The organism is Nocardioides sp. TRM66260-LWL (assembly GCF_020075545.1).
Taxonomy (GTDB): domain Bacteria; phylum Actinomycetota; class Actinomycetes; order Propionibacteriales; family Nocardioidaceae; genus Nocardioides.
The window spans coordinates 447,398-472,489 of sequence record NZ_JAIQZK010000001.1; the positions used below are offsets into that span (position 1 = coordinate 447,398).

Annotated in this window: 29 protein-coding genes; 17 read left to right on the top strand and 12 right to left on the bottom strand. The window is 74.1% G+C overall.

Annotated features, from left to right (window positions below; translation table 11 throughout):
- Positions 1–3 precede the first annotated feature (3 nt).
- Positions 4–1,377 (top strand): hypothetical protein, encoded by a 1,374-nt coding sequence (locus tag K8Z61_RS02150; protein ID WP_224126420.1) that lies wholly within the window; start codon positions 4–6, stop codon positions 1,375–1,377.
- Here the strand turns inward: K8Z61_RS02150 and K8Z61_RS02155 are convergent.
- Positions 1,356–2,453: a glycosyltransferase family 1 protein gene (locus tag K8Z61_RS02155; RefSeq protein ID WP_224126421.1), complete on the bottom strand. Its 1,098-nt coding sequence runs from the start codon at positions 2,451–2,453 to the stop codon at positions 1,356–1,358. The two genes, K8Z61_RS02150 and K8Z61_RS02155, sit on opposite strands and share 22 nt — an antisense overlap.
- A gap of 131 nt (positions 2,454–2,584) precedes the next feature.
- Here K8Z61_RS02155 and K8Z61_RS02160 point away from each other — a divergent pair, with 131 nt between their 5' ends.
- Together K8Z61_RS02160 and K8Z61_RS02165 are read left to right on the top strand one after the other, a co-directional pair.
- Positions 2,585–3,613: an acyltransferase gene (locus tag K8Z61_RS02160; protein ID WP_224126422.1), complete on the top strand. Its 1,029-nt coding sequence runs from the start codon at positions 2,585–2,587 to the stop codon at positions 3,611–3,613.
- Complete coding sequence (locus tag K8Z61_RS02165; protein WP_224126423.1) at positions 3,610–4,194, top strand: GtrA family protein; 585 nt, start codon at positions 3,610–3,612, stop codon at positions 4,192–4,194. Before K8Z61_RS02160 ends, K8Z61_RS02165 begins: the two co-directional genes overlap by 4 nt.
- Here the strand turns inward: K8Z61_RS02165 and K8Z61_RS02170 are convergent.
- The 4 genes from K8Z61_RS02170 to K8Z61_RS02185 all read right to left on the bottom strand — a co-directional run bounded on the left by K8Z61_RS02170 (position 4,124) and on the right by K8Z61_RS02185 (position 8,367).
- Positions 4,124–4,717, bottom strand: a complete 594-nt coding sequence (locus tag K8Z61_RS02170) for a nucleoside triphosphate pyrophosphatase (protein WP_224126424.1) — start codon at positions 4,715–4,717, stop codon at positions 4,124–4,126. The two genes, K8Z61_RS02165 and K8Z61_RS02170, sit on opposite strands and share 71 nt — an antisense overlap.
- Before the next feature lie 29 nt (positions 4,718–4,746).
- The gene (locus tag K8Z61_RS02175; RefSeq protein ID WP_224126425.1) at positions 4,747–6,417 is read right to left on the bottom strand and encodes a DUF885 domain-containing protein; all 1,671 of its coding nucleotides are present in this window, start codon (positions 6,415–6,417) and stop codon (positions 4,747–4,749) included.
- Positions 6,418–6,508: 91 nt separating this feature from the next.
- On the bottom strand, positions 6,509–6,760 hold the full coding sequence (locus tag K8Z61_RS02180; RefSeq protein WP_224126426.1) for an acyl-CoA carboxylase subunit epsilon: 252 nt from the start codon (positions 6,758–6,760) through the stop codon (positions 6,509–6,511).
- Positions 6,757–8,367: an acyl-CoA carboxylase subunit beta gene (locus K8Z61_RS02185; protein WP_224127578.1), complete on the bottom strand. Its 1,611-nt coding sequence runs from the start codon at positions 8,365–8,367 to the stop codon at positions 6,757–6,759. The genes K8Z61_RS02180 and K8Z61_RS02185 overlap by 4 nt, the downstream gene beginning before the upstream one ends.
- 100 nt (positions 8,368–8,467) lie before the next feature.
- Here K8Z61_RS02185 and K8Z61_RS02190 point away from each other — a divergent pair, with 100 nt between their 5' ends.
- The 6 genes from K8Z61_RS02190 to purE all read left to right on the top strand — a co-directional run bounded on the left by K8Z61_RS02190 (position 8,468) and on the right by purE (position 13,043).
- Positions 8,468–9,307 (top strand): biotin--[acetyl-CoA-carboxylase] ligase, encoded by an 840-nt coding sequence (locus K8Z61_RS02190; RefSeq protein ID WP_224126427.1) that lies wholly within the window; start codon positions 8,468–8,470, stop codon positions 9,305–9,307.
- Between the two features lie 7 nt (positions 9,308–9,314).
- Positions 9,315–9,827 carry a PH domain-containing protein gene (locus K8Z61_RS02195; RefSeq protein WP_224126428.1) on the top strand — a complete coding sequence of 171 codons (513 nt, stop codon included), beginning with the start codon at positions 9,315–9,317 and terminating at the stop codon, positions 9,825–9,827.
- A 3-nt stretch (positions 9,828–9,830) separates the two neighbouring features.
- Positions 9,831–10,826, top strand: a complete 996-nt coding sequence (locus K8Z61_RS02200) for an adenylate/guanylate cyclase domain-containing protein (RefSeq protein ID WP_224126429.1) — start codon at positions 9,831–9,833, stop codon at positions 10,824–10,826.
- A 121-nt stretch (positions 10,827–10,947) separates the two neighbouring features.
- A complete protein-coding gene (locus tag K8Z61_RS02205) occupies positions 10,948–11,292 on the top strand; it encodes a winged helix-turn-helix domain-containing protein (protein WP_224126430.1) in 345 nt (114 codons plus the stop codon).
- 64 nt (positions 11,293–11,356) lie between these two features.
- Positions 11,357–12,517, top strand: coding sequence for a 5-(carboxyamino)imidazole ribonucleotide synthase (locus K8Z61_RS02210; RefSeq protein WP_224126431.1), 1,161 nt, complete (start codon positions 11,357–11,359; stop codon positions 12,515–12,517).
- Between the two features lies 1 nt (position 12,518).
- Positions 12,519–13,043: a 5-(carboxyamino)imidazole ribonucleotide mutase gene (purE, locus tag K8Z61_RS02215; protein WP_224126432.1), complete on the top strand. Its 525-nt coding sequence runs from the start codon at positions 12,519–12,521 to the stop codon at positions 13,041–13,043.
- Positions 13,044–13,055: 12 nt separating this feature from the next.
- On the opposite strand, the gene K8Z61_RS02220 is transcribed toward purE, so the two are convergent.
- Positions 13,056–13,490, bottom strand: a complete 435-nt coding sequence (locus tag K8Z61_RS02220; RefSeq protein WP_224126433.1) for a CoA-binding protein — start codon at positions 13,488–13,490, stop codon at positions 13,056–13,058.
- Positions 13,491–13,585: 95 nt separating this feature from the next.
- Here K8Z61_RS02220 and K8Z61_RS02225 point away from each other — a divergent pair, with 95 nt between their 5' ends.
- The 3 genes from K8Z61_RS02225 to K8Z61_RS02240 all read left to right on the top strand — a co-directional run bounded on the left by K8Z61_RS02225 (position 13,586) and on the right by K8Z61_RS02240 (position 16,404).
- Entirely contained in the window at positions 13,586–14,752 is a 1,167-nt protein-coding gene (locus tag K8Z61_RS02225; protein WP_224126434.1) for an acyl-CoA dehydrogenase family protein, read from the top strand.
- Positions 14,753–15,419: 667 nt separating this feature from the next.
- Positions 15,420–15,932, top strand: a complete 513-nt coding sequence (locus tag K8Z61_RS02235) for a barstar family protein (protein ID WP_224126435.1) — start codon at positions 15,420–15,422, stop codon at positions 15,930–15,932.
- Between the two features lie 193 nt (positions 15,933–16,125).
- On the top strand, positions 16,126–16,404 hold the full coding sequence (locus K8Z61_RS02240; RefSeq protein ID WP_224126436.1) for a hypothetical protein: 279 nt from the start codon (positions 16,126–16,128) through the stop codon (positions 16,402–16,404).
- 157 nt (positions 16,405–16,561) lie between these two features.
- On the opposite strand, the gene K8Z61_RS02245 is transcribed toward K8Z61_RS02240, so the two are convergent.
- Positions 16,562–17,293 (bottom strand): sirohydrochlorin chelatase, encoded by a 732-nt coding sequence (locus K8Z61_RS02245; protein ID WP_224126437.1) that lies wholly within the window; start codon positions 17,291–17,293, stop codon positions 16,562–16,564.
- A 128-nt stretch (positions 17,294–17,421) separates the two neighbouring features.
- Here K8Z61_RS02245 and K8Z61_RS02250 point away from each other — a divergent pair, with 128 nt between their 5' ends.
- Both K8Z61_RS02250 and K8Z61_RS02255 read left to right on the top strand, forming a co-directional pair.
- Positions 17,422–18,321: a serine/threonine-protein kinase gene (locus K8Z61_RS02250; RefSeq protein ID WP_224126438.1), complete on the top strand. Its 900-nt coding sequence runs from the start codon at positions 17,422–17,424 to the stop codon at positions 18,319–18,321.
- A gap of 134 nt (positions 18,322–18,455) precedes the next feature.
- Positions 18,456–19,442, top strand: coding sequence for a methyl-accepting chemotaxis protein (locus K8Z61_RS02255; protein WP_308116732.1), 987 nt, complete (start codon positions 18,456–18,458; stop codon positions 19,440–19,442).
- Positions 19,443–19,480: 38 nt separating this feature from the next.
- Here K8Z61_RS02255 and K8Z61_RS02260 read toward each other — a convergent pair whose 3' ends face one another.
- The 5 genes from K8Z61_RS02260 to K8Z61_RS02280 all read right to left on the bottom strand — a co-directional run bounded on the left by K8Z61_RS02260 (position 19,481) and on the right by K8Z61_RS02280 (position 22,807).
- On the bottom strand, positions 19,481–20,641 hold the full coding sequence (locus K8Z61_RS02260; RefSeq protein ID WP_224126439.1) for an alpha-hydroxy-acid oxidizing protein: 1,161 nt from the start codon (positions 20,639–20,641) through the stop codon (positions 19,481–19,483).
- Between the two features lie 28 nt (positions 20,642–20,669).
- Entirely contained in the window at positions 20,670–21,041 is a 372-nt protein-coding gene (locus tag K8Z61_RS02265) for an FKBP-type peptidyl-prolyl cis-trans isomerase (protein ID WP_224126440.1), read from the bottom strand.
- A gap of 121 nt (positions 21,042–21,162) precedes the next feature.
- Positions 21,163–21,336, bottom strand: a complete 174-nt coding sequence (locus K8Z61_RS02270) for a CsbD family protein (RefSeq protein ID WP_224126441.1) — start codon at positions 21,334–21,336, stop codon at positions 21,163–21,165.
- A gap of 148 nt (positions 21,337–21,484) precedes the next feature.
- Positions 21,485–21,976: a hypothetical protein gene (locus K8Z61_RS02275; protein ID WP_224126442.1), complete on the bottom strand. Its 492-nt coding sequence runs from the start codon at positions 21,974–21,976 to the stop codon at positions 21,485–21,487.
- A gap of 12 nt (positions 21,977–21,988) precedes the next feature.
- Positions 21,989–22,807 (bottom strand): carboxylesterase, encoded by an 819-nt coding sequence (locus tag K8Z61_RS02280; protein WP_224126443.1) that lies wholly within the window; start codon positions 22,805–22,807, stop codon positions 21,989–21,991.
- 108 nt (positions 22,808–22,915) lie between these two features.
- On the opposite strand from K8Z61_RS02280, the gene K8Z61_RS02285 reads away from it, so the two are divergent.
- From K8Z61_RS02285 to K8Z61_RS02295, 3 genes are all read left to right on the top strand, one after another.
- On the top strand, positions 22,916–23,650 hold the full coding sequence (locus K8Z61_RS02285) for a 1-acyl-sn-glycerol-3-phosphate acyltransferase (protein ID WP_224126444.1): 735 nt from the start codon (positions 22,916–22,918) through the stop codon (positions 23,648–23,650).
- Positions 23,651–23,733: 83 nt separating this feature from the next.
- Positions 23,734–24,168: a flavin reductase gene (locus tag K8Z61_RS02290; RefSeq protein WP_374227908.1), complete on the top strand. Its 435-nt coding sequence runs from the start codon at positions 23,734–23,736 to the stop codon at positions 24,166–24,168.
- The gene (locus tag K8Z61_RS02295; protein WP_224126445.1) at positions 24,165–25,088 is read left to right on the top strand and encodes a hypothetical protein; all 924 of its coding nucleotides are present in this window, start codon (positions 24,165–24,167) and stop codon (positions 25,086–25,088) included. Before K8Z61_RS02290 ends, K8Z61_RS02295 begins: the two co-directional genes overlap by 4 nt.
- The last annotated feature ends 4 nt before the right edge of the window (positions 25,089–25,092 follow it).

Consider the following 25,092-nt stretch of genomic DNA (forward strand, 5'->3'; position numbering starts at 1 on the left):
GCCGTGCTGATCGCCGCGCCGATCGTCGTGTTCGGCCTGCTCTGGGCGCTGCCCCGTGACCACACGCGGCGGATCATCTGGGTGCTCGCGACCGCGGCGGCGCTGCCGACCACCGCCGCCCTGCCCTCGGTCGGGGGCCTGTCGGCCTACTTCGTGGTGGGCGTGGTGATGGTGGCCTTCACGATCCTGGCCTGGCTGCGCGGCCGGCTGTCGTTCCTCGGCTGGCCCGGCGCCCGCACGCTCGCGGTGTTCTTCGGCTACGGCCTGGTGATCACCGCCATCGGCCCGACGCTCTTCGACGGCATGCGGGTGCTCAAGCCCGCAGGCGGCATCGACTACGAGGTGCTGAACCCCTCGCGGCTCACCTACTTCGCCTCGAACATCTCCCAGGTGCTGCTGCTGGTCATCGCGTTCGCGGTCATCTGCCTGGCGGCCCGTGCGCCGCTGCTCTCGGCGCACACGCTCTCGATCGGCCTGGCCATCGCCGCCTTCGCCAGCACCTGGCGCTGGACCTCCGACCAGTTCGGCGTGCCGTTCCCCGCCGCCCAGTTCGACAGCACCGAGACCGTCTACAACAACGGCAACGCCTCGGAGTACCGCCTGCGCGGCGTGTTCCCCGAGCCGTCGTTCCTGGGCATCTACAGCGTCGTGACGATGGCCTTCTGCGCCGTGATGATCGCCCAGACCCGTGGACGCACGCGGCTGGCCTACTGCGTCGTGTTCGCCTCGGCGTCGCTGAACTTCGCGCTCTCGCGCTCGGGCACCGGCCTGATCGGCGGCCTCGCCGTCGGCGCCCTGATGCTCGGCGTCCTCTACGTCCGCACCACGGTGCTGGGCCGCAGCCCGCTGCCGCTGGTGATCCTCGCGATCGTCGGCGTCATCGCGGTGCTCGCCAACTTCCACGCCGTCTACGACTTCGTCGTCGAGGGCATCTCGAAGAAGACCGGCAGCGGCAGCTACCGCTCGCGCAGCAGCGCCGACCTGATCTCCTTCCGGATCTTCAGCGACTCCTACGGGCTCGGCGTCGGCCTGGGCAGCAGCAGGCCCTCGAGCATGTGGCCCGCGCTGCTCAGCTGCGTCGGGCTCGTCGGGACGATCGCGTACGCGATCTTCTGCGGCCGGCTGGCCTCGCTCACCTGGCGGGCCACCGGTGCGCACCTCGCGGTGTTCTGGGCGCTCGTGGCGATCCTCGTCACCAAGAGCTTCAACGGCTCGGACCTCTTCGATCCGCTTACCGTGATGATCCTGGCCTGCAACGCCAACCTCGCCGCGCACCTGGTGCGCGAGGCCCGGGAGCGTCGTCGCGAGGAGGCCGCCGCGCGCGCCGCGGCGGCTCCGGGCGGACGCCGTCGGGCTCAGGTCGTCGCGCCGGCCTGAGCCAGCACCTGCGGGCTGTGCAGCAGCCCGCGCACGGCCTCGGCCGTGGCGTCCCACTCGTACGGGCGCGGCAGGGGCCGGACGGGGGCGTCGTCGCGCTCGACCTGCAGCAGCGCGTCCGCGACCGCCTCGAGGGAGGTGGGGTCGACGAACCGGGCCGCCTCGCCCATCACCCAGCGGTAGATCGGGATGTCGGAGGCGAGCACGCGGGTGCCGGCCCGGTGCGCCTCGATCAGCGGGATGCCGAAGCCCTCGGCCAGGCTGAGGCTGACGAAGCACACGGCGCGCCGGTACACCGCCGCGAGCGCGGCGTCCGGCACGTAGCCGAGCACGTGCACGCCCGGCACCTCCGGCAGGCTGGTGGCGCCGAAGAGGTCGGAGCCGCCGCCCACGATCACCAGGTCGGCGGCGTCGTCGCCCGCGAGCGTCCGGTAGCGCTCGTAGGCGCGCACCAGGGTTTCGAGGTTCTTGCGCGGGTCGATGCTGCCGACGGTGAGCAGGTAGCGCTCGGGCAGGCCGGCGGGCAGCGCCTCGGCCGCGGGGTCCTCGGCGACCAGCGCGGCGTCGACGGCGTTGGGCGCGACGACCAGCGGCGTGGCGTCCGGCAGCAGGCCCGAGGCGCGCACCTCCTCGCCGACCGGCTCCGAGACCGCCACGACGCCGGCACAGGTGCGCAGCAGGTGGCGCAGCAGGGGCCGGTGCACCGCGAGGTAGCGACGCGAGTACCACTCGGGGTGGGTGAGGACGAACAGGTCGTGCACGGTGATCACCTGGCCGCGGCCGCGCGCGGGCGCACGGGAGGTCAGGGAGAGCAGGACGTCGGCGTGCCGGGCCAGCAGCGGCAGGCGGGTCTGGGTCCACGCCCAGGCGCCGAGCCGTCCGCCGTCGCCCTGCGGCGCGAGCTCGACGACGCCCTCGTGCCGCAGCAGCCGGTCGGCCACCTCGGTGGCGTAGCGCTGCTGGCCGGTGACCCGCTGTCCGCGGAAGCCGCCGTTGATCGCGACCGCCGGGACGCGTCCGGAGCCGAGGACGTCGCCGGGGCCGGCGGGACGGGACGACGCGGGCGGGCGGGGCATGAGGCCTCCTCGGACGGGCAGCGCGGGGCGGTGCGGGCTCGGATGCGGATGCGGGGAGGGAGAGGTGGGCCACGCCCCGGCCCGACGGGATCGGCGGATCGGCGCAGGCACCGGGGCCTAAGGTACGGGCTATGGCACAGACCATGCGTCGCATCGCGTTCCTCGAGTGGATCCGGGGCGCGGCCGCCGTGCTCGTCGCGGTGCAGCACGTGCTGGAGAAGACCGCGCCGGGCGCGTTCGGCCACCTCGACGGAGAGCTCAACCTCGGCCGCGTCGGCGTCGTCGCGTTCTTCCTGGTCAGCGGCTACGTCATCCCGCTCAGCTTCGAGCACCAGGACGTCCGCACGTTCCTCATCCGGCGCACCTTCCGGCTCTTCCCGACCTACTGGCTGTGCCTGGGCATCGCGATCGTCGTGCTGGCGGCCACCGGCGAGCTCGGCGACCACAGCCCGCTGCTCGTGGCGTTCGCCATCGTGGCCAACCTCACCATGCTCCAGGGGCTGGTGCTGCTGCCGAGCCTGCTCGAGCCGGCCTGGACGCTCACGATCGAGTGGGTCTTCTACTTCCAGCAGATCGGCTTCAAGATGCGCGGCGCGCTCGACCGCGCCTGGGTGCTCGGCTACCTGTGGATCCTCGGCTTCGTGGCGGCCTCCGCGGTGGAGCGGATCCTGGACGTCGACCTCCCGGCCACCTTCCCGCTGCTGCTCGGCGTCTCCTGCCTGGGCCACGCCTGGGCCCGCTACGACGCCGGACGCATGTCGGCCCGTGCGGTCTGGACGCTGGCCGCCGCGCTGATCGTCGCGGTGCCGGTCGGCTCGGTGATCGGCATCGACGCAGACTGGCCCGCCGACCGCTACACGATCTCGACCTGGGCGGGTCTGGCCTTCTTCGCGGCCTTCTGGCTGGTGCGCGAGCGGTGGTCGTCGGCGACCCTCGAGTGGTTCGGCGGCATCAGCTACGCCCTGTACCTCTCCCACGGGCTCGTGCTCTACCCGCTCACCCACACCAGTCTGCCGGCGCCGGTGGTCACCGTGGCGTGCTTCGCCCTGATGCCGCTGGTGGCGCACCTGCTCCACCGTCACCTCGAGCAGCCGCTGATCGAGCGCGGCCGCGCGCTGAGCCGTCGGCCGCGCACGGCCGAGCCGGCCGCCACCGCGTGAACGTCAGCGAGGCCACCCGGCGGGTCGTCCGCGAGGCGGGGCGGTTCCTGGCGGTCGGCGGCGTCGCCACGGCGGTCTCGTTCGTCCTGTTCAACCTCAGCGTGCACGGCCTCGGCGACGGCGGCCCGCTGCTGGAGCGGCCGGTGCTGGCCTTCATCGGCGCGAACACGATCGGCATGGTCGTCAGCTACCACGGCGCCCGGTACTGGGCGTTCCGCGAGCGTCCGACCAGCCACCCCGACGGCGGACGCACCGCCTTCGTCGTGGTCAACGTCGTCACGATGACGCTGCCGATCGTCTGCCTGGTGATCAGCCGCGACGTGCTGGGCCTCGACGACCCGCTCTCCGACAACGTCGCGGCCAACGGCGTCGGTCTCGCGCTGGGCGTCAGCGCGCGGTTCTGGATCTTCCGGACGTTCGTCTTCCGCCGCCCGATCCACCTCGACGACCTCTACGCCGAGGAGCTCGTGGGGCTCTCCGACGAGCCCGACGGCCCGGACGAGGAGCCGGTCAGCGGGCCCACAGGTCGGGCCACGAGCGGCCCAGGCGACGCACCAGGTCGCGCAGCACCGGGAGGCTGACGCCCACGACGTTGTGGTGGTCGCCCTCGATGCGGGTGACGAACCCGCCGCCGAGGCCGTCGACGGTGAACGCCCCCGCCACGTGCAGCGGCTCGCCGGTGGCGACGTAGGCCTCGATCTCGGCGTCGTCGATCTCGGCGAAGTGCACGGTGGTCGAGGCCGTGACGGCGGCGACCGCGTCGGCGTCGCCGCCCACGCGCAGGCAGTGCCCGGTGTGCAGCACGCCGCTGCGTCCGCGCATCCGGCGCCACCGCGCGACGGCGTCGTCGGCGTCGGCGGGCTTGCCGAGGGCCTCGCCGTCGAGCTCGAGCACGGAGTCGCAGCCGAGGACGAGCGTCCCGTCGGCGACCTGCGGGTGGACCGCGGCGCACTTCAGCCCGGCCAGCCGCAGCGCGAGCTCGGCCGGGGGCAGCCCGACGACCTGCGACTCGTCGACCCCCGAGACGATCACCTCGGGGTCGAGACCCGCGGCCCGGAGGGTGGCGAGGCGGGCGGGGGAGGCGGAGGCCAGCACGAACGTCACGCGCGCCACCCTACGGCCGCGCCCGCGGCTCAGAGCCGGGCGAGCGCGTCGGTGAGCGGGTCGAGGCCGAGCGCCCCGAGGTCGAGCGCGGCGGTGTGGAAGGCCTTGAGGTCGAATGCCGCGCCGTGGCGGGCGCGGGCGGCGTCGCGGGCCCCGAGCCAGATCCGCTCGCCGAGCTTGTAGGACGGCGCCTGGCCGGGCCAGCCGAGGTAGCGGTTGACCTCGAAGCGCAGCGAGCCGTCGTCCATGCGCGAGTGCGCGCGCATGAACTCCAGCGCGAGGTCGGCGTCCCACCGCTCGCCGGGCCGCCAGCCGAACGGGTTGTCGCGCGGCACCTCCAGGCCCAGGTGCACGCCGATGTCGACGATCACCCGGGCGGCCCGGAAGCCCTGCATGTCGAGGAAGCCGAGGCGGTCGCCGGCGTCCTCGAAGTAGCCGAGGTCGTCCATCAGCCGCTCGGCGTAGAGCGCCCAGCCCTCGCCGTGGCCGCTGACCCAGCACAACAGCCGCTGCCAGCGGTTGAGCAGGTCGGCGCGGTGCACGGCCTGTGCGCACTGCAGGTGGTGCCCGGGCACGCCCTCGTGGAAGACGGTCGTCGTCTCGCGCCACGTGGAGTAGCGCTCGTGGTCGTCGGTGAAGGAGAACCACATGGTGCCCGGACGCGAGAAGTCGTCGGACGGCGGCACGTACCAGGCGCCGCCGTCGTGCGTCGGCGCGACCCGGCAGCGCAGCGTGCGCAGGGGCTCGGCGATGTCGAAGTGCACGCCGTCGAAGGAGGCGAGGATCTCGTCGGAGCGCTGCTGCATCCAGTCCTGGAACGCCTCCCGGCTGCCGCAGTCGCGGGCGGGGTCGGCGTCGAGAGCCGCGACGGCGTCCTCGAGGCTGCCGCCGGGCACGATCCGACGCGCGGTCGCGCGCTGGTCGGCGTCGATCCGGGCGAGCTCCTCCCAGCCCCACGCGTAGGCCTCCTCGAGGTCGACGGTCGCGCCGAGGAAGTAGCGGGAGGCCAGCGCATAGGCGTCGCGGCCCACGCCGTCGACCTCGCGGCCGCGCGGCACGAGCTCGGTCTCGATCGTCCGGCCCAGCGCCGCGAAGGCCTCGGACGCGCGCGCCGCGGCGCGCTCGAGCGCCGGACGCTGCGCGTCGGGGCCGTCGGCGACCAGCGTGGCGAAGTAGTCGCCGGCCCGCCCCTCCTGGCCGGTCCAGCCGCGCAGCTGGCGGGCGACCTCGACGTACTGCCGGCGGGCGGACACGCGTCCGGCGGCCGCCTCCTCGCGCAGGGTGCGCTCGAGCCCCGCGAGCGCGTCCGGGACGGCCGCCAGACGGGCGCCGATCGCCTCCCAGTCCTCGGCCGTGCCGGTCGGCATGACGTCGAAGACCTCCCGCACCGCGTGGGCGTGGCTGCTGATGACCGACATCTCGCTGCGATCGACGCCGGCGTCGGTGCGCTCGACGACCAGGCCGACCCGCTCCAGGAACGCCTCCCGGGCGACGGCCTCGCGCTCGTCGGCGGGGGTCAGGGCGCGGACGTCGGCCAGCGCGCGTCGGTGCAGCTCGTCCCGGGCGTCGAAGCCGTCGGGGGAGAGGTCGGGCAGGGCGTGCTCGTGGCCCGGGACCCCGATCTGGGTGGCGGTCAGCGGGTCGAGGGCGGCGAGCTCCTCGACATAGCGGTCGGTGCGGGCGTCCACGAGTCGCGTCATGCCGCCCGACCCTACGCGCGACCGCGGCGCGGACCCCGCCGGCCCGGGTGGGTCGGGGGATCCGCGCCGCGCGGTGTCGGTCGGGCTCGGCTCAGCGGGGCAGGCCCGAGGCGCGCCACGCGCCCGGACCCGAGCCGTGGGCGCCGCGCAGGCGTCGGGCCGGGGCGGCCCACTGCGAGCGGGGCGCGGGCGCCGGGGCGGCGCCGGAGCCGAGCGCGGAGAGCACCGCGACGATGGCGGCGATCTCCTCCGGCGTCGCGTCGGGGTTGACGACCCGCAGCAGCGGCGCCGCCGGCGCTGCAGCCTCGGCGGCCTCGGCGGGTGCCTGCTCCTCGCCGCTCACAGCGGGATGTTCCCGTGCTTCTTCGGCGGCAGGGTCTCGCGCTTGGTGCGCAGCAGCCGCAGGGCCTTGACCACCTCGGCGCGGGTCTGCGAGGGCATGATCACGCCGTCGACGTAGCCGCGCTCGGCCGCCACGTACGGGTTGGCCAGCGTGGTCTCGTACTCGTCGATCAGCTCGGCCCGCTTGGCCTCGACGTCGCCGCCGTCGGCCTCGACCTGCGCCAGCGTGCGGCGGTGGACGATGTTGGCCGCGCCCTGGGCGCCCATCACGGCGATCTGCGCGGTCGGCCAGGCCAGGTTGATGTCGGCGCCGAGGTGCTTGGAGCCCATGACGTCGTACGCGCCGCCGTAGGCCTTGCGGGTGATCACGGTGACCAGCGGGACGGTGGCCTCTGCGTAGGCGTAGATCAGCTTGGCGCCGCGGCGGATGATGCCGGTGTGCTCCTGGTCGACGCCGGGGAGGAAGCCCGGGACGTCGACGAAGGTGAGCACCGGGATGTTGAAGGCGTCGCAGAACCGGACGAACCGGGCCGCCTTCTCGGAGGCGTCGATGTCGAGCGTGCCGGCGAACTGCATCGGCTGGTTGGCGACCACGCCGACCGGCCGGCCCTCGACCCGGCCGTAGCCGACGATCAGGTTCGGCGCGAACAGCGCCTGGACCTCGAGGAAGTCGCCGTCGTCGAGGATCGAGGTGATCACGTCGTGCATGTCGTAGGGCTGGTTGGGGCTGTCGGGGATCAGCGTGTCCAGCGCGAGGTCGGCGTCGGTGACCGTCAGGTCGGCCGGCTCGTCGTACACAGGCGCGTCGTCGAGGTTGTTCTGCGGCAGGAACGAGAGCAGCGCCTTGACGTACTCCAGCGCGTCGTCCTCGTCGGTGGCCATGTAGTGCGCGTTGCCCGACTTGGTGTTGTGGGTGCGCGCGCCGCCGAGCTCCTCCATCGAGACGTCCTCGCCGGTGACCGTCTTGATGACGTCGGGGCCGGTGATGAACATCGCGGAGGTCTGGTCGACCATGATCGTGAAGTCGGTGACCGCGGGGGAGTACACGTGGCCGCCGGCGCAGTTGCCCATGATCAGGCTGATCTGCGGGATCACGCCGGAGGCGTGCACGTTGCGGGTGAAGATCTCGCCGTAGAGGCCCAGCGAGACGACGCCCTCCTGGATGCGGGCGCCGGCGCCCTCGTTGATGCCGATGATCGGGCAGCCGGTCTTGATCGCGAGATCCATGACCTTGACGATCTTCTCGCCGTAGACCTCGCCCAGCGAGCCGCCGAAGACGGTGAAGTCCTGGGAGAACACGCAGACCTGGCGGCCGTCGATCGTGCCGTAGCCGGTGATCACGCCGTCGCCGTAGGGGCGGGTGCGCTCGAGGCCGAACGCGGTGGAGCGGTGGCGCGCGAACTCGTCGAGCTCGACGAAGGAGCCCTCGTCGAAGAGCAGCTCGATGCGCTCGCGGGCGGTCTTGCGGCCCTTCGCGTGCTGCTTCTCCTGCGCCTTCGCCGCCGGGGCGTGGACGGCCTCGTCGGTGCGCCGCACCAGGTCGGCGAGCTTGCCGGCCGTGGTGTGGACGTCGATGTCGGCCGGGACGTCGGTGCCTTCGCCGGGCAGTGCGCTCACCGTGTGCTCTCCTCGCGGTGTGGACGGAAGTGACGGGCCGCGGCCCGCACGGTGTGTCGCCGGGCCTCGGACGTGCGTCAATGTAGTGCCCGTGACCGACGACGCGGCCCAGCGCCCATTCCTCGACGTCCCGCGGCTCGCCGCCCACCGCATCGAGGTGGTCGCCGAGACCGGCTCGACCAACGCCCTGGCCGCCGAGCGGGCCCGCGAGGGGGCCCCGGACGGCGCCGTCGTCGTGGCCGAGCACCAGACCGCCGGCCGCGGTCGGCTCGACCGACGCTGGGAGGCACCGGCCGGCGCGGCGCTGACCCTCTCGGTCGTCCTGCGGCCCGACGTCCCGCCCGCCCGCTGGCCCTGGCTGCCCCTGCTGGCGGGCGTCGCGGTGGTCGAGACGCTCGCCGAGCACGGCTTCGCCGCCCGGCTGAAGTGGCCCAACGACGTGCTGCTGGGCGCCGAGGAGCGCAAGGTCGCCGGGCTGCTCGTCGAGCGGGTCGAGACGCCCGGCGGCCCGACCGCCGTCGTCGGCATCGGCCTCAACGTCTCCCTCACCGCCGACGAGCTGCCCGTCCCGACCGCGACCTCGCTGGCGCTGGCGCGGCCCGGGGAGCCCGCGCCCGACCGCGAGGCCCTGCTGCTGGCGCTGGTCGCCCGGCTGCGCACCCGGCACGCGTCGTGGCGGGTCGGAGGCGCCGCGGCCGACGCGCTGCGGCAGGAGTACCGCGAGGCCTGCGCGACGCTCGGCCGCCCCGTGCGGGTCGAGATGCCCGGCGACCGGACGCTGCAGGGCACGGCGGTCGACGTCGACGCCGACGGGCGCCTCGTGCTCGACGACGGCCTGACCCGGCACCCCGTCGGGGCCGGCGACGTCGTCCACGTGCGTGCGGCCGACGATGCCGGCTCGCCTGCGGCGCAGCGGCCCGGGGTGGGATGATCCGGCCGTGGCCATCGAGAAGCACCTCGCCCAGGGCGAGACGATCGTCGTGCGCACGCGCACGCACAGCAAGGCGCTCATCCTCCCGCTGATCACCCTCGTGGTGCTGCTCGCGATCGGCGCGGCCGTGCAGGTCTACGTCGACGTGCGGTACGTGCCGCTCGCGGTCTGGATCCTGCTCGCCGTGGCGGCGCTCTGGTACGTGCTGCGGCCGTGGCTGGTGTGGTTCAGCGCCGTGTACGCCTTCACCGACCGACGCGTGATCACCCGCACCGGCGTCCTGACCCGCCGCGGCCACGACATCCCGCTCTCGCGGATCAGCGACGTGCAGATCGAGCAGCAGCTGCTCGACCGCATGCTCGGCTGCGGCACCCTGATCATCAGCGACGCCAGCGAGTCGGCCCCGCCGACGCTGCCCGACGTCCCGCACGTCGAGGACGTCCAGCGCCGGCTCAACGACCTGCTCCACACGGTGCACGGCGGCGGGCCGGCTCACGCCGGACGCGACGAGGGCGCCTGAGCGGTGGCCTCCGACGGCGAAGCCCACGTGCCCGGGCCGGGCGACCTCGAACGGGCGATCCTCGGCGCCGAGGCCGTGCTCACCTCCGAGGAGGTCGCCGAGATCGCCGGCCTGGCCCCGGAGCAGTTCCGCCGGGTCTGGCGCTCGCTGGGCTTCCCGGAGTTCCCGCCGGGGGAGTCGGGCTTCACCGGCGCCGACGCCGACGCCGCGCGCCTGCTGCTCGGGGTCACCGACAGCGGCCTCATCGACTTCGACGTCGCGGTGAACCTGACGCGGGCCGTCGGGCAGACGATGGCGCGGCTGGCCGACTGGGAGGTCACCGCCCTGCTCCAGCAGGTCGAGGAGCTCAGCGCGCCCGACTCCGCGGTCGAGGACCGCATCGACACCGCCATCTCGGTGGTGCGCGAGCTGAACAAGCCCTTCGAGGGCCTCCTGGTCTACGCCTGGCGACGCCACCTGGCCGCCGCCGCGGCGCGGATGGAGGCGCTGCGCGCCAGCGAGGAGGACCTCCACACCGCCGAGGTCACCGTCGGGTTCGCCGACATCGTGGGGTTCACCGCGCTGTCGAACACCCTCACCCAGGAGCGCATCGGCGACCTGGTCGAGCTCTTCGAGATGCGCTGCGCCGACGTCGTGGCCACCCAGCGGGGCCGGATCATCAAGAGCATCGGCGACTCCGTGCTCTTCGTGAACGACGATCCCGTGCAGGCCTACGACACCGCCGAGGGCATCATCACCGTGGTCGGTCGCGACCCGCGCATGCCCGACGTGCGCGTCGGCCTGGCCAGCGGCGCCGTCGTCCAGCGACTGGGCGACGTCTTCGGCCCGCCGGTCAACCTGGCGTCGCGGCTCACCAACGTCGCGCGTCGCAACCGCATCATCATCGACGCTGGCACGGCCGAGCTGCTGCCCTCCGACGAGTTCGAGACCCGCCGTCTGCCGGCGCGTCCGGTGCGGGGGTTCGGGCTGGTCGAGCCGGTCGCCGTCCGACGTCGCTGAGCCCCGCCGCCCTCTCCGCCGGGGGAGTGACGAGCCGGCTCGCGAGGCTGGCAGGAAGATGTCAGTGACACCTTCTTTCATTTCCCGGTGCGACGGGCGCCGATTCCGTAAGGTCGGCTGCGTGATCGAGGTCCAGGGCATTCGCGTCGACCCCGCCACCCGCCGGGTCTGGCAGGGGGACGAGCAGCTCACGCTCTCCCGCAAGGAGTTCGACCTGCTGCACCTGCTGATCAGCCGGGCCGGCACGGTCGTGACCCGCGAGGAGCTCATGCGCGAGGTCTGGCACACCAGCTTCTGGACGTCCTCGAAGACCATCGACGTCCACCTCGGCTGGGTGCGCCGCAAGCTCGGCGACGACCCGCGCCGTCCGCACCTGATCACCACCCTGCGGGGTCGGGGCCTGCGCTTCGAGCTCGAGCACCCGGCGCAGGCGCGCGAGCACCTCGACGCCGCGGTCGCCGGCTGAGCCGCGCCGCCCACGTCCGTCCCGCCGGTCGGGAGGGCCTCGCGCCGGCCACTAGGGTGTGCGCGTGTCTGAGCCCGCACCTCTCGTCGCGATCATCGGCGGCGGCCAGCTGGCCCGCATGCTCGCCGAGCCGGCCGCGGCCCTCGGCGTCCCGCTGCGGCTGCTCGCCGAGGCGCCCGGCGTCAGCGCCGCGCAGGTGATCGTCGACCAGCGCGTCGGCGACCATCGCGACCTCGCCGACCTGCGCGCGATCACCGCCGGCGCCGCCGTCGTCACCTTCGACCACGAGCACGTGCCCACCGAGCACCTGCGGACGCTGGAGTCCGACGGCGTCGCTGTCCGGCCCGGCCCGGACGCGCTGGTCCATGCCCAGGACAAGGCCCTGATGCGCGAGCGGCTCACCGCGCTCGGCGTCCCGTGCCCCCGCCACGCGGTCGTCGCGACGCCCCACGACGTCGTCGCCTTCGGGCTGCCGTGCGTGCTCAAGACCACCCGCGGTGGCTACGACGGCAAGGGCGTGTGGTTCGTGCGCTCGACGGCCGACCTCGAGGAGCCCCTCGCCGCGGCCGCGGCGTCGGGGGTCGCGCTGCTGGCCGAGGAGCTCGTCGACTTCCGCCGCGAGCTCTCCGCGCTGGTCGCCCGCTCGCCCAGCGGTCAGGCCGCCGCCTACCCGGTCGTGGCCACCGAGCAGCGCGACGGCATCTGCCACGAGGTGATCGCCCCGGCGCCCGACCTCGACCCCGAGCTGGCCACCGAGGCGCAGCGCATCGCCCTGCAGATCGCCGGCGAGCTCGGCGTCACCGGGGTGCTCGCGGTCGAGATGTTCGAGACCCGCGATGGCCGGCTGCTGGTCAACGAGCTCGCGATGCGCCCGCACAACACCGGCCACTGGACCCAGGACGGCGCCGTCACCTCGCAGTTCGAGAACCACCTGCGCGCGGTGCTCGACCTGCCGCTGGGCTCGCCGGCGCCGCGGGAGCCGTGGACCGTCATGGTGAACATCCTGGGCGGGCCGCACGAGCAGGTCGGACGCCTCTTCGACGGCTACCCGCACGCCATGGCCCGCGATCCGCGGCTGCGCGTGCACCTGTACGGCAAGGAGCTGCGTCCGGGCCGCAAGGTGGGCCACGTCAACGCCTACGGCGACGACCTCGAGGACTGCCTGGAGCGGGCGCGGCACGCCGCCGCCTGGTTCCGCGGCGACCTCGGCAACGAGAGCGAGTGAGATGAGCGAGCAGGCCGCCCCGCGCGTGGGCGTCGTCATGGGATCCGACTCCGACTGGCCGGTCATGCGCGCCGCCGTCGAGGCGCTGGAGGAGTTCGGCATCGCCGCCGAGGCCGACGTCGTCTCCGCGCACCGGATGCCGCAGGAGATGATCGACTACGGCCGGGACGCCGCGGGCCGGGGCCTGCAGGTCGTCATCGCCGGCGCCGGCGGCGCCGCCCACCTGCCGGGCATGCTCGCCGCCGTCACGCCGCTGCCGGTGATCGGCGTGCCGGTGCCGCTCAAGCACCTCGACGGCATGGACTCGCTGCTCTCGATCGTCCAGATGCCCGCCGGCGCGCCGGTGGCGACGGTGTCGATCGGCAACGCCCGCAACGCCGGCCTCCTGGCGGTGCGGATCCTCGCCGCCACCGACCCCGCCCTGCAGGAGCGGATCGTGGCGTTCCAGGCCGAGCTGCGCGACACCGCGCACGCCAAGGGCGAGACCGTCCGCGCCGCTCAGGCGCCCCGCCGCGTCGGCTTCTGAGGGGCGCTCCCCTCAGCGGCGCTCGCGCGCGGCCCACTCCAGGGCGGGGCAGGCGTCCATGACCATCGCCAGGCCCGCCTCGGTGGTGCGCTCGAAGGCGTCCTCGTCCAGCACGCCGAGCTGCAGCCAGACGGCCTTGGCGCCGATGGCCACCGCCTCGTCGGCGATCGCGCCGGCGGCCGAGGAGCGTCGGAACACGTCGACGACGTCGACCGGGAACGGGATGTCCGACAGGCTCGCGTAGCCCTGCTCGCCGAGCACCGTGGGCGCGTCCGGGTGCACCGGGACGATCCGCTTGCCGCGGCGCTGCAGCAGGCCGGCGATGGTGTAGGCGTCGCGGCCCTTGTCGCCGGAGAGGCCGACGACGGCCCACGTGTCGAGGTCGCCGAGGAGGTGGTCGATGACGGCGGGGTCCTGCCAGGGGACGGCGGGCGGCGAGACGGTCACCCCGCCACGGTAGCCCCGGAGGCGTCCGGCGCCTGAGTGCGGCTCCGAGGACACCCGCTGGGCGTCCGATGATCGGACGTCCTAGCATCGAGGGCATGGACTCATCGCTGTTCGCGCTCTCCGAGGAGCACGTCGCCATCCGCCGGGCCGTCCGGGAGCTCTGCGACGCGAAGGTCGCGCCGTTCGCCGCCGCCGTCGACGAGGAGGCGCGCTTCCCGCACGAGGCCGCCGCGGCCCTGCTCGCCGCCGACTTCCACGCCCCGCACGTCCCCGAGGAGTACGGCGGCGCCGGCGCCGACGCGCTCGCCACCTGCCTGGTCATCGAGGAGGTGGCGCGGGCGTGCGTCTCGTCCTCGCTGATCCCGGCGGTCAACAAGCTCGGCTCCCTGCCCGTCCAGCTGGCCGGCTCCGAGGAGCTGAAGAAGCACTACCTCGGCGCGCTGGCCCGCGGCGAGGGCGGCTTCTCGTACTGCCTGTCGGAGCCCGAGGCCGGCTCGGACGCCGGCGGCATGACGACGCGCGCCGTGCGCGAGGGCGACACCTGGGTGCTGAACGGCGTGAAGCGCTGGATCACCAACGCGGGGGAGTCGGAGTTCTACACCGTCCTCGCCGTCACCGATCCCGAGCGGCGCACCCGCGGCATCTCGGCGTTCGTCGTCGAGAAGGCCGACGCCGGCGTCTCCTTCGGGGCGCCGGAGAGGAAGCTCGGCATCAAGGGCTCCCCGACCCGCGAGGTGTACCTCGACGACGTCCGCATCCCCGCCGACCGGATGATCGGCGAGGAGGGCCAGGGCTTCGAGATCGCCATGCGCACCCTCGACCACACCCGCGTGACGATCGCGGCGCAGGCCGTCGGCGTCGCCCAGGGCGCGCTCGACCACGCGCTGGCGTACGCGCAGGAGCGGCAGCAGTTCGGCCGGCCGATCGCCGACAACCAGGGCCTGCAGTTCCTGCTGGCCGACATGGGCATGAAGGTCGAGGCCGCGCGGCAGATGACCTACGCCGCCGCCGGACGCTCCGAGCGCGGCGACGCCGACCTGACGTTCTTCGGCGCCGCCGCCAAGTGCTTCGCCTCCGACGTCGCGATGCAGGTGACGGTCGACGCCGTCCAGGTGCTCGGCGGCTACGGCTACACCCGCGACTACCCGCTGGAGCGGATGATGCGCGACGCCAAGATCACCCAGATCTACGAGGGCACCAACCAGGTGCAGCGGATCGTGATGGCGCGGCAGCTGCTGGCGGGGGTCCAGAGCCGCATCTGAGAGCGTTTGTGCAGGTCATGGCATCAGTCTAGGACCCATCTGGGACAGGTCGCTGCGATGAAGACTGCGCCAGACGCGCACGCTTCAGCACCCGACGGAACGCTTTGTGTGCCACTTGTGTGCCACTTGTGTGCCAAGCCGATACGAGTCTGGGGCAGCTCCCGCGGATGAATTCCGGGTCGCCCGGGCGCCCCGGCTGGTCGCCTCGATCTGGGACCCACATCTGGCAGAAGTAATCAGCCACCATGTGTCAGTTCAGCGGATGCGCAATCGGCAGCGCGTTAGGAAGCACCAGCGATGACGCGCGGGTGTCCGGGTCGGTCTAGCGCCGGCTGAGCACGAGTCGAAGCGGGTTCAGAGGGTCGGGGGACCATTGCGGCGACCGGTCGCTCGGGGTTGCAATCATGCTGCGCATGTCCCTTGCTGCCGCGAGTCACGAGGCGGTGTCCAAGGGCAGGGACGTGAACATCTCTAGACCAGCTTGCGCTCAGGTTCTCCTTAGGGTTTTCTAAGCTTGCGCCCGCTCGGTCGCGCTCCCTTCGTCTCGGTGTCTTGGTGGTACGAACGTTAATCGCGGGACCGAGCGCATCGTCACTGGCAGCGACGGATCGGCCGATTACACCAACGATCACTACGTCACGTTCCTGATGTTCAGAGGACCAACAGGATGAGCGACCCCAGACGGCTCATGCAGGTCGACAATAAGCTCCGGCCATTCTGGATTGTCGGTGACCGAAGCGAAATTGGGACCGTTGCCACCGGATGGGCGGAGGCTGGTCTGACGGTGCGAGTGGTGCGCGGTCGAAAGATGCGGACCGTTGAAGGGCTTTTCGACGAGTTCGCGTCGGCGCTTCAGTTTCCGCTCTACTTCGGCGAGAACGAGGACGCATTCGACGAGTGCATCTCCGAACTGGAGAACCTGCCGCGCGGCGAGGGCTTCGTCGTCATCGTGACGGAGCCGGATCAAGTCCTGGCAGACGCGGGCGGCGCTGCCCTCGAATGGCTTGCTCAGTCACTCGGATCGGCCACAGAGGAGTGGAGCCGCCCCGTCGAGCTCGGCGAGTGGTGGGATCGTCCAGCCGTTCCGTTCCACGTGGTCCTGGCCGGCCAGCAGGACGAGATCACGCTCGCTGGGGCGACGTGGAGCACGGCCGGCTGCGAGCCGACCCCGCTCGCCTGAAACTCAGCCGGCTCTGGTTCCTTCGAGAGGCCTTGCAATTGATCGCGATGCGCAGATGGTCCGACCAGGGATCGGCAGCGCGTTAGGAAGCACGCGCGCCCTTCTCCCGACGCAGCAGGCTGGTGGCGCACAGGATCATGCGTGCTGAGGTGAGCCGCACCAGGGCACCCGGCTGCGCTGGAATACTGCAGCCATGGGCACTGGTTCCCGCGACCTCGCGGCCCGGGTGCACATCGTCGAGGCCATCGTGAGAGCGCTCGACGAGCCGCACCTGGTCCTCGAGATGCTGCTCGCTGCGGAGGACGTCGACGCGGCCTGCGACGCGATCGAGACGCGCTTCGGATTCGATCGGGCTCAAGCGCTCGCGATCCTCGACACCCAGCAGCGCTCGCTGACGACGGCAGAGCGCAGCCGCATCCGCACGCACCTCGATGAGCTCCGCAGCTTCGAGCGCGCAGCACGCGACGAATGAACGGGATGGACGCCAGCGTGTTCAGTCCTGGCCGGTGAGCATCGGCTGCCGCCGGCCCGCCGAGCCGAGCCCGATCTCGGTCTCGTCGCCCGGCCCCGTCTGAAGACCCGCTGCCCCCGACAGAGGGACGGCCGCATCGGGGCGCGCGCGTCTGGGCTCAGCCCCGCGTCCGGCAGCCGACCGGGCCGTCGCAGCGCCCGAGCCGCTCGCAGGGCCGGGAGCCGAGCTCGCCGCGGGCGCGGTCGACGACGAGGGCCGCGATCGCCGGGTCGGGTCCGAGGACGTCGGCGACCACCCGGGCGCCGGCGTCCAGCGACTGCTGGGTGAGCAGCCGGGTGAAGTGCCCGGGGGCCAGCAGGTAGGGGGAGACGACGTCGCCGGGGCGCACCACGTCGGCCGGGCGGCGGCCCTGGCCGGTCATGGTGGACAGCCGGACGGTCGCGCCCCACGCGTCGGCGAGCAGCGCGCGGGCGCGCTCGAGGTCGTCCTGGGCCGCGTCCTGGAGCGATCCGGTGGCCACCATCGTCACCGGCTCGCCGGGCGTGGCACCCGCGGCCCGCAGCCGCTGCGCCTGCACCTGCGCGAGCACCGGGTCGGGGCCGAGGGACGGCGCGAAGAGGGTGCCGGGTGCGGCGCGGTCGGGCAGGTCGTGGCAGACGTGGGTGCCCGCCGAGAACAGCAGCGGGACGACGACCGCCGGCGCGCCGTCGGTGAGCGCCGCGGCGAACACCGGCTCGCACAGCTCGACGTACGCGCCGATCACCGGGCCGTCCCACAGCGCCGCGACCTGGGCGGTGATCGCGCGCGCGACCTCGTTGCCGTCGGGGTTGCGGCTGCCGTGGGCGACGGTGACCAGGGGACGGTCGGCGGGGCGCGGGGCGTCGTTCACCCGTCCACCCTGCCCGATGTGAGCAAGACCCGCCCCTCGGGCGAGGCCCGGCGGTTTCGCGCGGGGGAGCGGCGGGCATCCGGACCGCGATCGCCCGCCCCTCCCCGCCGCCCCCGAACGGTGTCCTGATGACCGCCTCCACCGCCCCTCTCGGCCTCCGCCCGCTCGTCGCGGGCCGGTACCGCCTCGACGTCGAGCTCGGCCGGGGCGGCAGCGCCGTGGTCCACCGCGCGCACGACCTGCGGCTCGGACGCGACGTCGCCGTCAAGGTGCTGCGTCCCGACCCGTCCCTGCCGGACGCCGACGCCCGCCTCCTGCACGAGGCCCGGATGCTGGGCCGGCTGCGGCACCGCGGCATCGCCGCGGCCCTCGACGCTGGCGTCGACGACGACGGCCCGTTCCTGGTCACCGAGCTCGTCGACGGCCCGGCGCTCGGCGCGGTGCTGCGGCAGCGCCCCCGCAGCCTGCGGCCCGGACGCCTGGCGCGGATCGTGGCGCTCGACGTCGCCGACGCGCTGGCCCACGTGCACGCGCACGGCCTCGTGCACGGCGACGTCAAGCCCTCCAACCTGGTGCTGGGCCAGGACGGCGGTCCGCGGCTCGTCGACTTCGGCATCGCCGCGGAGCCGGGCGCTCCGCGCTCGCGTCCGCTCGTCGCCGCCCCGGCCGGCGCCGTCCTCGGATCGCCCGCCTACCTGGCGCCCGAGCAGCTGCTCGGGCACCCGGCCACCGCGGCCGTCGACGTCCACGCGCTCGGGCTCGTCCTGCTCGCGACGCTCGGCGTGCCCGCCCGGCCGGCGCGGGAGATCCCGTCCGCCCTCGACCCGCGCTGGCGCTGCCTGCTCCGCTCGATGACGGCGGCCTCGCCCCACGACCGTCCGACCGCGACCGAGGTCGCGACGCTCGCCCTCGACCTGCCCGAGGTGCCGGGCGCGCCGACGCCCGGTGCGCGGGCGCTGGTCGCCGACCGGCACCTCGACGTGCCGACCCAGGCCTACGTGCCGCGGGAGTGGGCCGCGGCCAGCTGACGCATGGGGCCGGTGGGGCCCGGAGCACAGCGTGCCCGGCCGGCGCCGCTGAGCGACGGGCACCGAGCCCTCAGGTCGGGCTCGGGGGCGCCGACGCTAAAGACGCCTCTGACCCCGATCGAGACGAAGGCGTCATGACGATCCTGCTCCCGACGTCGGCCGTCGCCGACTCCCTCCCCGTCCCCGACCGGCGCGACCTCGTCGAGCCGGCCGACCCCTTCGACGCGCGCGTCGACGACCTGACGATGCGCGTCGCCCAGTACCAGGGCTGCCTCGCCGCCAGCCCGCGCGCCTGCCTGTTCGTCGACGCGCTCGACGACTACCGCATCGGCTTCGCGAACGCCGCCGCCGTGGCCTCGCTCGACGCCCTCGCGCCGGCGCTGCGACGACGTCCCGGGCCGATGGAGGGCACCTGGCTGGAGGACTGGTTCGACGTCGAGCCGTTCACCACCGCCGCGCTGCGACGGGTGCGCCGCGAGCCGTTCGTCGGCCAGCTGCAGATCGGCGCCGAGCTGCTCGACGCCTACGCCGCGCCGGTGCGCGGAGGCGTGCCGGGCGCCCCGGAGGTCATCGGCCTCTTCGTCGTCTGGTCGACGGCGACCTCACGGGCGGCGGCGCTGGCCGAGGTCGCGGAGTCGACGGCGGTCGTCCGCACCGCCTCCGACGAGATCGCCGAGCGGGCCCAGGAGGCGGTCGCGGTGGTCGGCGACGCCGTGGGCTCCGCCGAGCGGGCGGCGGAGGTGCTGGCCGGCCTCGAGCGGGCCAGCAAGGAGATCGGCGCGGTGATGAGCGTCATCGCCACGATCGCCGAGCAGACCAACCTGCTGGCGCTCAACGCCACCATCGAGGCGGCGCGCGCCGGCGAGCTCGGTCGCGGCTTCGCGGTGGTCGCCAGCGAGGTCAAGGAGCTCGCGCGCAACACCGCCCACGCCACGACCGACGTCGAGAACCGCATCCGCGCGGTCGTCGACGGCACCGTGGCGGCCGCCCAGAGCGTGGCGTCCATCTCCGACGTGGTGCGCCGCATCGACGCGCTGCAGCACGAGATCGCGGATGCCGTGGCGCAGCAGCGCGGCAGCACCGACGACCTGCACGAGGTCGTCCTCCGCGCCCTGGGCTGACCCGACACGGGCCGGACGGGCCGGACGGGTCGGATGGATCAGGCCCGCTGCAGGCAGTGCGGGCCGAGGTCGTCGAGCCCGGACCAGCCGCAGCCGGCGAGGGTCAGGTCGAGCTCGGCGAGCAGGCAGCGCAGCACGTGCTCGACCCCGGCCTGCCCGGCCAGGGCCAGGCCGTAGAGGTACGGGCGGCCCAGCAGCACCGCGTCGGCACCGAGCGCGAGCGCCTTGGCGACGTCGGGCCCGGAGCGGACGCCGGAGTCGAACAGCACGGCGAGGTCGTCGCCGACCGCCTCGGCGATCGCGGGCAGCGCGTCGAGCGAGGCCAGCGCGCCGTCGACCTGCCGTCCGCCGTGGTTGGAGACCACGACGCCCTCGACGCCGTGGTCGCGTGCCAGCAGGGCGTCGTCGACGTGCTGGAGGCCCTTGAGCACGATTGGCCCGGCCCAGCGCTCGCGCAGCCAGGCCAGGCGCTCCCAGGAGAGGCCCGGGTTGGGGAAGACCGAGGCGAACGCCAGCCCGGCGGCGCCCGGGTCGTCGGCCGCGGGCTTCTCGAGGCGCCGCTGGAAGACGGGGTCGCTGGTGTAGTTGGCGATGCCCACGCCGGCCAGGAAGGGCAGGTAGCCGCGGTCGAGGTCGCGCGGACGCCAGCCGAGCAGGGTGGTGTCGAGCGTGACGACCAGCACCGTGTAGCCGGCCGCCGCGGCTCGGGCCAGCAGGCTCTCGCACAGCTCGTCGTCGTTCGGCCAGTAGAGCTGGTACCAGCGGGCGCCGTCGCCGGACGCCTCGGCCACCTGCTCGAGGTCGTGGCTGGCCTGCGTCGACTGCACGAACGGCAGGCCGAGCGCGGCGGCCGCCCGCGCCGAGGCGAGCTCGCCGTCGGGGTGCGCGAGGGTCTGGACGCCAACCGGGCCGAGCAGCACGGGCGCGCTCATCGGCGTGCCGAGCACGGTGGTCGCGAGGTCGCGCTGCGCGTGGTCGCGCAGCATGCGCGGCACGAGCCGCCAGCGGGCGAAGGCCTCGACGTTGGCGCGGGCGGTGTCGCCGCCGCCGGCGCTCGGCACGATGTAGCCGAGCGCCGCGGCGTCGAGCACCTCGGCGGCGGCCGTCTCCAGCCGCGTCAGGTCGGTGGTCAGCTCGGGGGTCTGGCCCAGGAACATGCCCGACGCGTAGATCGACGTCTGGTGGTCGCCGAAGTGCATGGCCGTCGTCAGATGGGGCGGGGGCGGGTCAGGAGACGCCGAGCAGGTCGACGACGAAGATCAGCGTCTCGCCCGGCTTGATGACGTTGCCGGCGCCGCGGTCGCCGTAGCCGAGGTGCGGCGGGATGACGAGCTGGCGGCGACCGCCGACCTTCATGCCCTGGACGCCCTGGTCCCAGCCGGAGATGACCTGGCCGACGCCCAGGCGGAACCGCAGCGGCTCGCCGCGGTTGTAGGAGGCGTCGAACTCCTCGCCGGTGGAGTGGGCGACGCCGACGTAGTGGACCGACACCGTCTGGCCGGCGGCGGCCTCGGGGCCGTCGCCCTCGACGAGGTCGGTGACGACGAGGTCGTCGGGGGCGTCGAAGGCGGGGAACTCGATCTCGGGCTTCTGCGACATGCGTCCCACCCTAGGCCCTGACGGCGGCCCGGCCGCGACCCGGCGCGGCCCCGCCCCCGGGACGCGCCGAGGGGGACGACGGTCTCCCGTCGTCCCCCTCGCAGCCTGGTTCAGGCGAAGATCACTTCTTGAAGGCGTCCTTGACGTCCTCGACCTTGCCCTTGACGCCGGCCTCGGCCTGGTCGGCCTTGCCCTCGGCCTTGAGCTTGTCGTTGTCGGTGACGTCGCCGACGACCTCCTTGGCCTTGCCCAGGGCGTCCTCAGCAGCGTTCTTGGCCTTGTCGATGAAGCTCATGACGAGTCCTCTCTGGTGATGTGGCCGGCCCCTGTGGTCGGCGCGTTGGTCGAACACCGGTAGGTCGTCGACCGGCACCTGATCGTCACGCGGCGCACGGGTGATCCGGGTCACCCCAGGGTGAGGTCCCGGCGGCGGCAGGTGCGAGTCAGACCTGCGCCCCGTCGTCCCACGGCTCGCGCGGCTCGCGGGGCATCTGGACGACGAGGTAGAGGAAGCCGCCGATGAACCAGCCGACCAGGGCGTAGGCCAGCAGCTGCGGAAGCGTGATGCGGGCGAGCAGCGTCGCCAGCAGCACGAGCGGAGCGCCGAGGACGCCGACCCAGGCGATCAGACGGTCGGGCGTGGGTCGGGGCAGGGGCGGGGGCGGCGGCGGGACGAACCGGTCCTCGGCGTCGTCGGCGTCGTCGTCGGGGTCCCCGGCGCGCGCCGCGGGCTCGCCGTCCCACTCCGCGGCCCGCCAGGGCTGGAAGAGCCGCTCGAGCGAGGCGGACGGCGCGGGGTCGGGGGTGCGGGGCCCGACGGGGCCGTCCGGCTCCTCGTGCGACTCCAGCCGCGCGCGCTCGCCGAAGTTCTCGACGATCGCGCGCCACGCGTCGTCGTCGGACGCGGGTCGCTGCTCGTCGCCGGCGTCAGCCATGGTGGGAGCCCCTCAGGAGGTGGTGTCGGAGTCGGTGGGCGCGTCGGCCTCGGAGGCCAGGCCCGCGACCCGGGCGATGAACGCCGCGGAGCCGTGGTGGATGCGCTCGTCGTCGTGGTCGAGCGTGGCGACGTGGTAGCTGTTCGTGAGGCGCACGACCGAGACGTCGGTGGAGGAGACGCCGCCCACGATCAGCGGCTCGGAGGAGTCGTCGACGACGTGGTCGACCGTCGAGCGCAGGTAGAGCAGGGGAGCGGTGATGCGCGGCAGGTCGGCGCGCAGCGGACCCCACGCCTGCATCATCGAGTGGGCGGCGCGCAGCGGCGTGCGGTCGTAGCCGTTCTCCGAGACGCCCTCGCGCTTGATGTCGCCGGCGATGCCCGGGAAGGACGGCACGAGGTGCTTGAGCACCGGCAGCAGCCGGACGTCGAGCCGCTTCGTCGAGACGGCCGGGTTGACGACGATGACGCCCGCCGGGCCGTCCGGGCCCGCGTGGTCGGCCGCGAGCCGCAGCACGAGGGCGCCGCCCATCGAGAGGCCCGCGAGGACGACGGCGTCGTTCTCGGCGCGCAGGGCGGCGTAGCGCGCGCTGAGCTCGCCCAGCCAGTCGTCCCAGGTGGTGGCGTTGAGGTCCTGCCAGCGGGTGCCGTGGCCGGGCAGGCGGGGCACCTCGACGGCGTAGCCCTGCTGGGCCAGGAAGCGGCCCCACGGCTTCATCGAGGACGGCTGGCCGGTGAACCCGTGGCTGAGCAGCACGCCGACGCGGCGACCGCCGGTGAGGTCGGGGCGGGCGGGGAGCGAGAGCGGCTCGGCGTCGGGCAGGAGGGTCACGGAGGTCGATTCTGCCCGACCCGTCCAGCCCGTGCGGCGCGCGGTCGAGCCGCACCGTCCCAGGGCACTAGGGTGAGCTGCGTTCGGTGCCGTCGAGGGAGAAGGCCGATGTTCTACTGGTTCCTCAAGTGGGTGGCCCTGGGGCCGCTCCTGCGCGTGGTCTTCCGGCCCGAGAGCTCCGGCCTCGAGCACGTCCCCGACGACGGCCCGGCCATCCTGGCCTGCAACCACCTCTCCTACAGCGACTGGCTGTTCATGCCGCTGGCGCTGCCGCGGCGCGTCACGTTCGTCGCGAAGGCCGAGTACTTCACCGCGCCGGGCCTCAAGGGCTGGCTGCAGAAGACCTTCTTCTCCGGGTCCGGGCAGGTGCCGATCGACCGCAGCGGCGCCGACGCCGCCGCCGGCGCCCTGCTGGCGGCCAAGCGGGTGCTGGGCGAGGGCGGCCTGTTCGGCATCTTCCCCGAGGGCACCCGCTCGCACGACGGTCGGCTCTACCGGGGCAAGACCGGCGTCGCCCGCCTCGCCCTGGAGACCGGAGTCCCGGTGATCCCGGTGGCCGTCGTCGGCACCGACGTCGTGGCGCCCCCGGGCAAGAAGTTCGGCCGGCTGACCCGTCCCGTCGTCCGGTTCGGCGAGCCGCTCGACTTCTCCCGCTACGAGGGCCTGGAGAACGACCGCTACATCCTGCGCTCGATCACCGACGAGATCATGTACGAGATCATGCGGCTCTCCGAGCAGGAGTACGTCGACCTCTACGCCGGGCGCGCCAAGGAGCTCGCCAAGGCCGCCCGCGACGGCAAGGACGTACCGGCCGCGCCCGACGCCGGACGGCGCGCGTCCTGACGATCCACGCCGGGCACCCGTTCGCGGACGCCGAGCCCGACCCGGTCCGCCGCCTGCGCGGCCGGCTCGGCGGGGCGGTCACGCTGTGGACGGCCGCCGCGCCGTCGCTCCCCGCCGGTCGTGCCGGGCTGACGGTCACCTCGCTCATGGTCGCCGCCGGCCCGGAGCCGGCCGTCCTGGCGCTGCTCGACCCCGACTCCGACCTCGCCGAGGCGCTCCTCGACTCCGGCCGGGCCGTCGTCTCGCTGCTGCGCTGGGACGACCGGGCGATGGCCGAGGCCTTCGCCGGCTCCGCGCCCGCGCCGGGAGGACCGTTCCGGATGGCGCCGTTCGTCGACACCCCCTGGGGGCCGCGTCCCGAGCACGCCCCCGCCTGGGCGGGCGTCGAGCTCCTCGACCACCGCGAGACGGGCTGGTCGGTGCTCGTCACCTGCCGCCTCGCCGAGGTCGAGGTCGGCGAGGACGACGACCCGCTGGGCCACCGACGAGGTCGCTGGCAGCGGCTGTCCCCACCGTGAGCCCCGATCCGACCCCCGACTCGACCCCCGACGAGCGGCTGCTGGCCGAGGCCGAGCGGCTCTACGGCCTGCCGGTCGAGGAGTTCACCGCCGCGCGCGACGTGCGCGCCAAGGAGCTGCGCGGCGACGACCGGGCGCTGGCCGACGCCGTGCGCCGGCTGCGCCGCCCGACGCTGGCGGCCTGGGTGGTGAACCTCCTGGTGCGCCTGGAGCACGCGCAGGTGGCGCAGGTGCTGGAGGTGGGCGAGGCGCTGCGGGTCGCGCAGCAAGGGCTCGCCGGCGAGGACCTCCGTGCGCTGACCCGCCAGCGCCGTCAGCTGACGGCCGCCGTCACCGGGCGGGCGCGGGCGGTCGCCGGGAGCCGGGGGGTGCGGGTCACCGACGCGGTCGCCGAGCAGGTCGAGGCGACGCTGACCGCCGCGATCCTCGACCCCGGCTGCGCGGCGGCGGTCCGCAGCGGCCTGCTGGTGACGCCGCTCGCGGCCACCGGGGTCGACCCCGTCGCGGTGCAGGACGCCGTCGCCGTGCCGGCCGCCCTCGGCCACGAGGCCTCGCCGGCGGTGCCCGAGCCGCCCGCCGAGCCGCGCCGTCCGGACCTGCAGGTCGTCGTCGACGACACCCGCGAGCGGGAGGAGGCCGAGGCGGTCCTGCGGGACGCGGAGGAGGCCGCCGCGGCCGCCCGGGAGCGACTGGCCGCGGCCCGTGAGGAGACCGCGGCGGCGTCGGCCCACGTGCTCGAGCTCGAGGCCGGGCTGGAGGAGCTGCGCGGTCGGCTCGCGGCGCTCGAGGCGCAGGCCGAGGAGGCCGGCGACGCCCTCGCCGAGACCGAGGAGGCCCGCGACGCCGCGGCCGCCGAGGTCGAGGAGGCGGAGGCGGCCGTCGCGGCCGCGCGGGCCGAGGTGGCGAGGCTCAGCCGCTGAGCGA

Excerpts from the sequence above, each read along its gene's own strand:
- K8Z61_RS02155 (WP_224126421.1), bottom strand. The coding sequence starts at position 2,453 with ATGCCCCGCCCGCCCGCGTCGTCCCGTCCCGCCGGCCCCGGCGACGTC.
- K8Z61_RS02160 (WP_224126422.1), top strand. The coding sequence starts at position 2,585 with ATGGCACAGACCATGCGTCGCATCGCGTTCCTCGAGTGGATCCGGGGC.
- K8Z61_RS02175 (WP_224126425.1), bottom strand. The coding sequence starts at position 6,417 with ATGACGCGACTCGTGGACGCCCGCACCGACCGCTATGTCGAGGAGCTC.
- purE (WP_224126432.1), top strand. The coding sequence starts at position 12,519 with ATGAGCGAGCAGGCCGCCCCGCGCGTGGGCGTCGTCATGGGATCCGAC.
- K8Z61_RS02225 (WP_224126434.1), top strand. The coding sequence starts at position 13,586 with ATGGACTCATCGCTGTTCGCGCTCTCCGAGGAGCACGTCGCCATCCGC.
- K8Z61_RS02235 (WP_224126435.1), top strand. The coding sequence starts at position 15,420 with ATGAGCGACCCCAGACGGCTCATGCAGGTCGACAATAAGCTCCGGCCA.
- K8Z61_RS02240 (WP_224126436.1), top strand. The coding sequence starts at position 16,126 with ATGGGCACTGGTTCCCGCGACCTCGCGGCCCGGGTGCACATCGTCGAG.
- K8Z61_RS02250 (WP_224126438.1), top strand. The coding sequence starts at position 17,422 with ATGACCGCCTCCACCGCCCCTCTCGGCCTCCGCCCGCTCGTCGCGGGC.
- K8Z61_RS02255 (WP_308116732.1), top strand. The coding sequence starts at position 18,456 with ATGACGATCCTGCTCCCGACGTCGGCCGTCGCCGACTCCCTCCCCGTC.
- K8Z61_RS02260 (WP_224126439.1), bottom strand. The coding sequence starts at position 20,641 with ATGCACTTCGGCGACCACCAGACGTCGATCTACGCGTCGGGCATGTTC.
- K8Z61_RS02265 (WP_224126440.1), bottom strand. The coding sequence starts at position 21,041 with ATGTCGCAGAAGCCCGAGATCGAGTTCCCCGCCTTCGACGCCCCCGAC.
- K8Z61_RS02270 (WP_224126441.1), bottom strand. The coding sequence starts at position 21,336 with ATGAGCTTCATCGACAAGGCCAAGAACGCTGCTGAGGACGCCCTGGGC.
- K8Z61_RS02275 (WP_224126442.1), bottom strand. The coding sequence starts at position 21,976 with ATGGCTGACGCCGGCGACGAGCAGCGACCCGCGTCCGACGACGACGCG.
- K8Z61_RS02285 (WP_224126444.1), top strand. The coding sequence starts at position 22,916 with ATGTTCTACTGGTTCCTCAAGTGGGTGGCCCTGGGGCCGCTCCTGCGC.